The 9,668-nt window shown below is 68.6% G+C and carries 10 protein-coding genes; 2 read left to right on the top strand and 8 right to left on the bottom strand.

Annotated features, from left to right (window positions below; translation table 11 throughout):
• Positions 1 to 30 precede the first annotated feature (30 nt).
• The 5 genes from pafA to dop all read right to left on the bottom strand — a co-directional run bounded on the left by pafA (position 31) and on the right by dop (position 5,386).
• Complete coding sequence (pafA, locus tag ACFWY9_RS44090; RefSeq protein ID WP_378323185.1) at positions 31 to 1,389, bottom strand: Pup--protein ligase; 1,359 nt, start codon at positions 1,387 to 1,389, stop codon at positions 31 to 33.
• A 299-nt stretch (positions 1,390 to 1,688) separates the two neighbouring features.
• On the bottom strand, positions 1,689 to 2,495 hold the full coding sequence (gene prcA, locus ACFWY9_RS44085; protein ID WP_378341696.1) for a proteasome subunit alpha: 807 nt from the start codon (positions 2,493 to 2,495) through the stop codon (positions 1,689 to 1,691).
• A 54-nt stretch (positions 2,496 to 2,549) separates the two neighbouring features.
• Positions 2,550 to 3,413 carry a proteasome subunit beta gene (gene prcB / locus ACFWY9_RS44080; protein ID WP_378323183.1) on the bottom strand — a complete coding sequence of 288 codons (864 nt, stop codon included), beginning with the start codon at positions 3,411 to 3,413 and terminating at the stop codon, positions 2,550 to 2,552.
• A gap of 189 nt (positions 3,414 to 3,602) precedes the next feature.
• On the bottom strand, positions 3,603 to 3,797 hold the full coding sequence (locus tag ACFWY9_RS44075) for a ubiquitin-like protein Pup (protein ID WP_378323181.1): 195 nt from the start codon (positions 3,795 to 3,797) through the stop codon (positions 3,603 to 3,605).
• An 86-nt stretch (positions 3,798 to 3,883) separates the two neighbouring features.
• Positions 3,884 to 5,386, bottom strand: a complete 1,503-nt coding sequence (dop, locus tag ACFWY9_RS44070; protein ID WP_378323180.1) for a depupylase/deamidase Dop — start codon at positions 5,384 to 5,386, stop codon at positions 3,884 to 3,886.
• Positions 5,387 to 5,428: 42 nt separating this feature from the next.
• On the opposite strand from dop, the gene ACFWY9_RS44065 reads away from it, so the two are divergent.
• A complete protein-coding gene (locus tag ACFWY9_RS44065; protein ID WP_378341695.1) occupies positions 5,429 to 5,941 on the top strand; it encodes an NUDIX domain-containing protein in 513 nt (170 codons plus the stop codon).
• Here the strand turns inward: ACFWY9_RS44065 and ACFWY9_RS44060 are convergent.
• From ACFWY9_RS44060 to ACFWY9_RS44050, 3 genes are all read right to left on the bottom strand, one after another.
• Positions 5,932 to 6,534, bottom strand: a complete 603-nt coding sequence (locus tag ACFWY9_RS44060) for a hypothetical protein (protein ID WP_378341694.1) — start codon at positions 6,532 to 6,534, stop codon at positions 5,932 to 5,934. The genes ACFWY9_RS44065 and ACFWY9_RS44060 overlap by 10 nt on opposite strands.
• A 61-nt stretch (positions 6,535 to 6,595) precedes the next feature.
• Positions 6,596 to 7,525 (bottom strand): aldo/keto reductase, encoded by a 930-nt coding sequence (locus ACFWY9_RS44055; RefSeq protein ID WP_378341693.1) that lies wholly within the window; start codon positions 7,523 to 7,525, stop codon positions 6,596 to 6,598.
• Between the two features lie 90 nt (positions 7,526 to 7,615).
• Positions 7,616 to 7,954 (bottom strand): hypothetical protein, encoded by a 339-nt coding sequence (locus tag ACFWY9_RS44050; RefSeq protein ID WP_378323176.1) that lies wholly within the window; start codon positions 7,952 to 7,954, stop codon positions 7,616 to 7,618.
• 116 nt (positions 7,955 to 8,070) lie between these two features.
• On the opposite strand from ACFWY9_RS44050, the gene ACFWY9_RS44045 reads away from it, so the two are divergent.
• A partial coding sequence (locus tag ACFWY9_RS44045; protein WP_378341692.1) for a pentapeptide repeat-containing protein occupies positions 8,071 to 9,668 on the top strand: 1,598 nt, incomplete at its 3' end.

Genomic DNA, 9,668 nt, shown 5'->3' with positions numbered 1-9,668 from the left:
CCCGTAAGGTGGCCTTAACGGCGCAACTGACTAGAGAGAGCCGATGAGGCGTTCCACGCGCTCGTCGACCGACCGGAACGGGTCCTTGCACAGCACGGTCCGCTGCGCCTGGTCGTTCAGCTTCAGATGCACCCAGTCCACGGTGAAATCCCGGCCGGCGGCCTGCGCCGCGGCGATGAAATCGCCCCGCAGCTTCGCCCGCGTCGTCTGCGGCGGAGTGTCCTTGGCCGCCTCGATCTCCCCGTCGTCGGTCACCCGGCGCACCAACCCCTTGCGCTGCAACAGGTCGAAGATGCCCCGGCCACGCCGGATGTCGTGGTAGGCCAGATCCAGCTGCGCCACCCGCGGGCTCGACAGGTCCAGATCGTGCTTCGACCGGTACCGCTCCACCAGCCGGTGCTTGATCGCCCAGTCGATCTCGGTGTCGATCTTGCTGAAGTCCTGCTGCTCGACGGCCTCCAGCGCCCGGCCCCACAGGTCGACGACCCGCTCGGCGGCCGCGCCCGACCCGGTCTCCTTCACGTGCTGCACCGCCCGCGCGTGATACTCCCGCTGGATGTCCAGCGCCGAAGCCTCCCGGCCACCGGCCAGCCGCACCTGGCGCCGCCCGGTCAGATCGTGGCTGATCTCCCGGATCGCGCGGATCGGGTTGTCCAGCGTGAAGTCCCGGAACTGGACACCGGCCTCGATCATCTCCAGCACCAGGTGCGCCGAACCGACCTTGAGCATCGTCGTCGGCTCCGCCATGTTCGAATCCCCGACGATGACGTGCAGCCTGCGGTACCGCTCCGCGTCGGCATGCGGCTCGTCCCGGGTGTTGATGATCGGCCGCGACCGGGTCGTCGCGCTCGAAACACCCTCCCAGATGTGCTCCGCCCGCTGCGACAGGCAGTACACCGCGCCCCGCGGCGTCTGCAGCACCTTGCCGGCCCCGCAGATCAGCTGCCGGGTCACCAGGAACGGCAGCAGCACGTCCGCGATCCGCGAGAACTCGCCCGCACGCGTCACCAGGTAGTTCTCATGGCAACCATAGGAGTTGCCCGCCGAATCCGTGTTGTTCTTGAACAGGAAGATGTCCCCGCCGATACCCTCGTCGGCCAGCCGCCGCTCGGCGTCGACCAGCAGATCCTCCAGGATCCGCTCGCCCGCCTTGTCGTGCGTCACCAACTGCACTAGGTCGTCACACTCGGCCGTCGCGTACTCCGGGTGCGAACCCACGTCGAGGTAGAGCCGCGAGCCGTTGGACAGGAAGACGTTCGACGAACGCCCCCAGGACACAACCCGCCGGAACAGGTACCGCGCGACCTCGTCGGGCGAGAGCCTGCGCTGGCCGTGAAAGGTGCACGTGACCCCGAACTCGGTCTCGATGCCATAGATCCGCCGCTGCATCCCACCAGAGTAGGCGCTGGACCCCCTCCCAAGGTGCGCCGTTCGGGCGTCGACACGCGGGCGACTCCGTCGCGGACGGTGAAAAAGCCCCCGAAACGGCCACCGATCCCGCCTTCGCCCAGCGTTTTCCCAGCTCATCCGGCTCCGGTCGATCTTCCTTCACAGTTTCCCAACGAATACCCGGCGATTCCGCCAGTCGTGTCGCTTCAGGAGAAGCCACTCCACCCGTTGTACCCCGCCCGGACACGAAAAAGCCTGCCCGGGACCACACCCGGACAGGCCTTCCGACACCCACGAACTTAGGACTTGGCGGAACCACCTTCGTCCTTCTTCGCCTCGTCCTTGTCGCCCTTGTCGCCCTTGTCGCCCGCCGCGTCATCGGCGGGCGCACTCGGCAGCAACGCGTCCAGCGCGGAACCGGAGATCCGCCGGAAGGCGCGACGCTGCCGCTCCCGGTCCAGCACCGCCACCTCCAGCTTCACCGGATCGGACTCCGTGGTGCCGTTCCCGCCCGCCGCCGACGAACCCGAGCCCGTCCGCGGCGCCCGCAACGCCGCCACGGCCACGCCCAGCGCCGCCTCCAGCTCCCGGTCCGCCTCGTACGACTCCTTCAGCTTCGACGTGATCGAGTCCGTCTGGCCACCCATCACCACGAACTCCGGCTCGTCGACGATCGACCCGTCGTAGGTCAGCCGGTACAGCTGATCCTCCGCCGACGTCGCCCCGACCTCCGCCACACAGATCTCCACCTCGAACGGCTTCAGCTGCTCGGTGAAGATGCTGCCCAGCGTCGCCGCGAACGCGTTCGCCAGCGCCCGCGCGCTCACGTCCCGCCGGTCGTACTGATACCCCTTCAGATCCGCGTGCCGGATCCCGGCCACCCGGAGGTTCTCGAACTCGCTGTAACGGCCCACCGCCGCGAACCCGATGTGGTCGTAGATCTCCGAGACCTTGTGCAACGTCGCCGACGGATTCTCCGCGACGAACAACACCCCGCCGCGATACTTCAGCACGACCACACTCCGGCCACGCGCAATACCCTTGCGCGCCATCTCGGACTTCTCCCGCATCAGCTGTTCGGGAGAGGCATACAACGGCATCGTCACGATGTCGGCTCCGCTCAAATCGGTAGTTCAGGGGAGAAAGACTGGGACCGGCCACTACGACCGGCGCGACCGCCCACGCTCGGTGCGATCCGCGACCACGGCCTCGGCCACCGCCGACGTCTGCGACTCCGGCAACGCCACCGCACCCTGCTCCGCGGTGATCGTCACGACCGTCGGGAAAATCCGGCGCACCAGATCCGGCCCACCGGTCGCCGTGTCGTCGTCCGCCGCGTCATACAGCGCCTCGACCGCGACCCGCACCGCCGCCTCGGCATCCGCGTCCGGATCGTGCAGCTTCTTCAACGCCGACTTCGCAAACAGCGAACCCGAACCGATCGCGTGATACCCCGCGTTCTCCTCGTACCGGCCACCCGCCGCGTCATACGAGACGATCCGGCCCGCGTGCTTCGCGTCCTCCGCCTCCAAGTCGTACCCGACGAACAGCGGAATCGCCGCGAGGCCCGCCATCGCCATCTCGAGGTTGCCCTTCACCATCGCGGCGAGCTTGTTCGTCTTGCCGTCCAGCGACAGCGAAACACCCTCGATCTTCTCGTAGTGCGCCAGCTCCACCGCGTAGAGCCGCACCATCTCCACGGCCAGCCCCGCCGTGCCCGCGATCCCCACCGCCGAATACTCGTCGGTGATGTGCACCTTCTCGATGTCCCGGTTGGCGATCAGGTTCCCCGACGTCGCCCGCCGGTCACCCGCGATCAGCACACCACCCGCGAACGTCGCCGCCACGATCGTCGTCCCGTGCGGCGTACCCAGATCACCCGCCGACGGCATCACCCGACGCTCCGGCAGCAACTCAGGCGCCTGCGCCCGCAGGAAGTCGGTGAACGACGACGTCGCCGCCGAGAAGTACGCGGCGGGCAGAGCGGGCCCCGAGAAGCCTGGAGTACCCGAGATCTTGTCCATACGTGCTCAAGATTCCCATCTGTGCTGATCAGTGCTGGTCACGACCCACGCCGAACGTACCGCTGACACACTGTGCCCAGCCCGACACGTTCCGCCCGACTTGCTCGGCCTCGCCACGGCCACGGGCATCACGGCGCGGATCGACGACCACCCGGCTGTTCCTACGGCGGGGCGGCGCACCCGCGACGGCTACTGGCCGCCCTTCTGCACGTACGCGCGCACGAAGTCCTCGGCGTTCTCCTCCAGGACGTCGTCGATCTCGTCGAGGATCGTGTCCACGTCCTCGCCGAGCTTCTCGCGTCGCTCCTGACCGGCAGCACCGGTGTCCTCGAACTCCTCGTCGGAGTCACCACCGCCGTGCTTCTCGATCTTTTCCTGCGCCATCTCGCCTCCCGGTGTGGCTGATGATTCCTAGCCTACCCAGCGACCCCGACAAACGGGGGCACGCCGCGATCGTTGATGACCACCGCCTAGTCCGAACCGGTGAGCGCCTCGACCAGATCCTCCGCGGTCGCCGCGTCGTCCAGCAACTTGCCCACGTGCGCCTTCGTCCCCCGCAACGGCTCCAGCGTCGGAATCCGCACCAGCGACTCCTTGCCCACGTCGAAGATCACCGAATCCCACGAAGCCGCCGCGATCGAGTTCGCGTACTTCTCCAGCGCACGGCCCCGGAAGTACGCCCTGGTGTCCGACGGCGGAGTCGTGATCGCCGCCTGCACCTCCTCCTCCGACACCAGCCGCTTCATCGACCCACGCGTCACCAGCCGGTTGTACAGGCCCTTGCCCAGCCGCACATCCGAATACTGCAGATCCACCAACCGCAGCCTCGGCGCACCCCAGTTCAGCTGGTCCCGCGCCCGGTAGCCCTCCAGCAACCGCAGCTTCGCCGGCCAGTCCAGCCGGTCCGCGCACTCCTGCGGATCCCGCGCCAGCGCGTCCAGCACCTCACCCCAGACCCGCAGGACCTCCTTCGACGCCTGGTCCGCGCCCGTGCGCTCCAGATTCGCCGAAGCGATCTCGTGATACGCGAACTGCAGGTCCAGCCCGGTGTACTTACGCCCGTTCGCCAGCGCCACCTTCGCCTTCAACGTCGGATCGTGGCTGATCTGGTGCACCGCCCGCACCGGCTCGTCCAGCTTCAGCTCGTCGAACCGGATCCCCGACTCGATCAGATCCAGCACCAGCGCCGTCGTCCCGACCTTCAGGTACGTCGAGTACTCCGCCATGTTCGCGTCGCCGATGATCACGTGCAGCCGCCGGTACTTGTCCGCGTCCGCGTGCGGCTCGTCCCGCGTGTTGATGATCCCGCGCTTCAGCGTCGTCTCCAGGCCGACCTCGACCTCGATGTAGTCCGCGCGCTGGGACAGCTGGAACCCCGCGTCCTCGCTCTGCTGCCCGATCCCGACCCGGCCCGACCCGGTCACCACCTGACGCGACACGAAGAACGGCGTCAACCCCGCGATCACCGCCGTGAACGGCGTCGACCGCTGCATCAGGTAGTTCTCGTGCGTGCCGTAGCTCGCGCCCTTGCCGTCGACGTTGTTCTTGTACAACTGCAGCGAAGGCTGCCCGGGCACGGTGGCCGCCTTCATCGCGGCCTCCTCCATCACCCGCTCCCCCGCCTTGTCCCAGATGACCGCGTCCCGCGCGTTGGTCACCTCGGGCGCCGAATACTCCGGATGCGCGTGGTCCACGTACAACCGCGCCCCGTTGGTGAGGATGACGTTCGCCGCACCCAGATCCTCGACATCCGGATCGTGCCCCGGCCCGCCCGGGCCGGTCAGGTCGAACCCGCGCGCGTCCCGCAACGGCGATTCGACCTCGTAGTCCCATCGCGCCCGCCGTGCCCGCGGCACGTCCGCCGCCGCCGCGTAGGCCAGCACGACCTGGGTCGAGGTGAGTACCGGGTTCGCCGTCGCGTCGCCCGGCACCGCGATGCCGTACTCGACTTCGGTTCCCATGATCCGCCGCATGTCCACCACCCTACGGGGTACCCCTCGTGGAACGATGCAGCCATGCCAGGCAGTGACGAACTCGTTGCCCTCTATGACAGCACAGGCCGCGCGGTAGGCGAGGCCACCCGCCCCCGCGTACGCGCCGAAGGACTCTGGCACGCCGCCGGCGTGGTTTTGGTCCGATCAGGTGACGGCCAAGCCGTGTACGTGCATCTGCGCACCGCGGACAAGGACATCTTCCCGTCCACCTGGGACTGCTGGGCAGGCGGCGTCGTGGCCGCCGGCGAAACCCCGGCCGAATGCGCCCGCCGCGAACTCGCCGAAGAACTCGGCGTCCACGGTGTGGAACCCGAACCCCTCTTCACCAAGGTCTACGACGACGGCTCGATCCGCTGCCACAACTTCGCCTTCGAAGTCCGCTGGGACGGCCCCATCCACCACCAGGCCGAGGAGATCGCCGAAGGCCGCTGGATGCCGCTCACCGAACTACGCGCCTGGGTCGACGACCCGGCCAGCCCGTTCATCCCCGACGGCCGCGCCGGCGTCCAGGAATGGTTCCGCCGCTACGGCTGAGCGACCAGCTTTCCCGCGACGAGCGGCGACAACCGCTTCGCCGCGTCCATCGCCCTCGCCTCCGTACTCGCCGCGACACTCAACACCGAAACCAGGTTTCCCTTGGCGAGCCACACCGTGCACGTCCCGCCCAGGCACCACGCCCGCTGCGCCGACACGCCCGGCTGCGGCGGAAGTGTCACCGGCCTGCCCTCGCACTTCGCCGTCGCGACGACGTCCGCGCCCTTACGGTCCGGGTACGCGCTCACCTGGTGACTCAGCACCGCTCCGCTCGCGTACAGCCAACTCGCCGACCGCTGCGCCGCGCCAGCCGGATCGCCGAGACAGCCGGAAGCCTTGCCCTGTCCCGGGTGTACCTCTTCCTCGGCAACGTCCTCATCGGACAAAAGCGCGAGCGCCGGATCGACGGTCCGCGGCACCGCCGCGCGGCTGGGCGCCGGAGTGGGCGGCTTCGCCGCGGCCGAAGCCGGCGAAGGCGTGCTCGTCGGCGTCGGATCGTCGTAGTACGTCTCGAGATCGTTGGGCCGATCGGCGCAACCCGCCAGCCCGAACAACGCGACCGCGGCGACAGCGAGCACCCGACCTTGACGCACCTGCTCCGCCCCTCCCCGCACTCGGCGATCCCCGCACTGCGGCGAACAATAGCCCAGCTCCTCAGTCCCACCCGAGGTGGGACCGGTGCCGCCAGTACGCCGCCGGGTTTTCGGCAAGACCGTCCAATTCGGCCTTTTCCGCAGCGGTGAACTCCAGCACCGTCGCGCTCAGGTTCGCGGCGAGCTGCGCCGGGCTCGCGGGCCCCAGCACGGCGACGTCGAGCCAGTCCTGGGCGAGCACCGCCGCCACAGCGACCGCGTCCGCGCCGACCTCGTGCTCGGCGGCGATCTTCGCCAGCGCATCGGGTGGCTCGACCGCGAGCCTGCCGTTCGCGAGGGTTTCCTTGGCCAGTACCCGTTTTCCGGCTCGGTGAGCCTCCGCGAGCGCGGGACCGGCCGAAGTTTCGAGGACGTTCCAGGTCGACTGCGCCGCCGCGAACACCGGGTATCCGTCGGCTTCCAGAGCGAACGCCTTCCGGATCGCGTCGGCCTGTGCCGGGCCGGACGTGGAGAACCCGACCTCGACGCCGCTCGCCGAAAGCTCGGCCAGGGCGCCGATCAGCCGCGTGTCAGTGAAAAGTGGACTGTCCACAGTGAGCGAATGCACCTGGTACAGCGCGACCCGGTTTCCCAGCAGCGACCGGGTTTCCGCCCACTGTTCCCGAAACCGCGGCTCGGTGTGTTCCTTGACCTCGTGCACTTCCGCGTCGAGCCGCCACTCGCCGACGTACCGGTAGCCCCATTTGCTCGACACCGTCACGTCGTCCGGGCCGCGCTCGGCGAGCCAGCCGGCGAGGAACTCCTCCGACCGGCCGTACGAGCGGGCGACGTCGATCCACCGAACCCCTGCCGCGTAAGCGTCATCGAGTACGGCGTAGGTCGCGGCCTTCATCGCGGCGACACTCCGGTTTTCCGGCAATGCCCCCTCGCGGCCGAGGTTGATGTACGCCGGCCTGCCCAGCGCGGCGAGCCCGACCGCGATGTGGTTCATGCCTCTCCCTGTCGGAGCTGTTCGATGAAGTGAGTCGTGCCGGGTAGCTGAGCCGGATTTTTGTTCCACCACGCCCCGCTGTATAGGTCGTTATACATTTTTGTGACGGAGGATCGCGAGCCATTGGCTGGAGTTCTGGGCCTGGCGATGGAGTTTCTCGAGCCGGGCCGCCGGTGCCCGAACATAGCCCTTGCCGAAGACGGGCGCGATCTGACGAAGGCTTGCACCCTCCTCGCGTGCGGCGAGCAACGCCCAGTCCGAAGCGTCGGCGCAGGCGGCCGAGGCGCGGCGCAGCTCCCCCAGCAGGTCGATGAGTTCCGGCGCGCTCAGCTCCCCCGCCTGGACCGCGGCCGCGGTGGTTTCGAGCCAGGCCAAGACGTCGGCTTCGGTGATCGGGGCCCGTGGCCGTCCACTGCTTTGTTCGCTCACGGCGCGGAAGTATAGGTCGTTATACACCGAACAGTGGGACGTGCCCCGGCGCGTCGCTCCGGCATGTATTCGTCGTGCGGCGTAGCAAGTACCGCGTGTCGGACGACTGTTCGGTGGTGACAGGACTCGGGGATTCGATTCAAGCTCCGACAGCGGCGGCGCGAGAGCTTGCCGAGCCGCCGCGGCCCGCGCTGCGCCCGATCCCGCGATGGGTGATCGCGGCGGGTGTCCCGGCGATGATGGCTGTCGCGGCCGGCGCGGCGTGGTTGCTGCTGGGTCGTGGGGTGACGAGGGATCAGCTGGACGCGCTGCGGACCGCCGGTGCGCTCGGTATCGGGTTCGGCGGAGCGGTGGGATTGTGGCTGGCTGTTCGCCGTCAACGTTCCACCGAGCTCGACCTGCTCCAGAAGTACGAGGCCCACGAACTGGCCGTGCGCGTGGCCGAACAGAACCAGGCCGCCACCGACCGCGCAGCGGCACACGCCGAGCACGACGCCCGCGAACGACGGCTCACCGAGCTGTACCTGAAGGCAGTCGAGCAGCTCGGCTCCGACAAGGCCGCGGTCCGTCACGGTGGCCTTTACGCCCTCGAACGCGTCGCTCAGAACAATCCCGACCAACGACAGACCATCGTCGACGTCGTCTGCGCCTACCTGCGGGCCCCCTACACCCCGCCTGGCATGCCCACTGGTCGCAAGCTGGGGGTGCGCCGCCCATTGCCGGCCTCCCCCGTGACGCGGGCTGCTCCGGCCCGGTCGGCTCGCAGCGCTCCCCCAGCGCCCGCGTGGAGCCGGGACGACGACGCCCGGCAGGAACGTGAAGTGCGCCTTACCGCTCAACGACTTCTCACCCGGCATCTCCGGTCCGGCGACGAGAACCACCCGGTCGCCACCTTCTGGGACGGCATCAGCCTCGATCTCACCGGCGCCACGCTCATCGACTTCGACCTCCAGCACTGCCGCGTCGACGACGGCCGGTTCGCCGGCACGAGGTTCACCGGAGAAACCACGTTCGACCGAGCGAAGTTCGCCCGGGACGCCGGGTTCGCCGGAGCAAGCTTCACGGGACACGCCTGGTTCGCCGGAACACGGTTCGCCGGGGACACCAGGTTCGACGGGGCCCGGTTCACCGAATACACCATGTTCAGGAAGGCGAAGTTCGCCGGACACGCCGGGTTCGCCAAGGCGGAGTTCGCCGAGGACGCCGACTTCGAAGACACGGAGTTCGCCGGTGAGACCAGGTTCGACGACGTGAAGTTCGATGCGGACACCAACTTCACCAGAGCGAAGTTCACCGCGGAGACCTGGTACGACCGGGCAAGGTTCGCCGGAGAGGCTGATTTCGGTGCGGCCGAGTTCGCCAGGAGCGTCGGGTTCGACGACGCGAGGTTCGACGATGACGCCTGGTTCAGCGGCTCGAAGTTCGCCGGATTCACCAGGTTCGACAACGCGAGGTTCGCCGGAGACACCGATTTCGCCGGGGTGCGGTTCGCCGGGGAAACCAGATTCACCCGGACCGAGTTCGCCGCGGACAGTCCGGCCGAGGTGAGCCGCTACCTCGGGACCGCGGAGCCCCAGGCCCGGAGGGCCGGTGACGCCCGGCCCGCCGGCGGGGGCCCCCCCCCGCCCCACACCCCCCGTGCCCCGGTAACAGGGACGACAAGCCCTCACCCCCCCCCCCCAATAGCGAACACACAAGCGACAACACCGCCCAG

Source organism: Amycolatopsis sp. NPDC059027, from assembly GCF_042739735.1.
Classification (GTDB): domain Bacteria; phylum Actinomycetota; class Actinomycetes; order Mycobacteriales; family Pseudonocardiaceae; genus Amycolatopsis.
The sequence above is the reverse complement of the archived record's forward strand: the minus strand, read 5'-3'. Positions and strand labels throughout refer to the sequence as shown.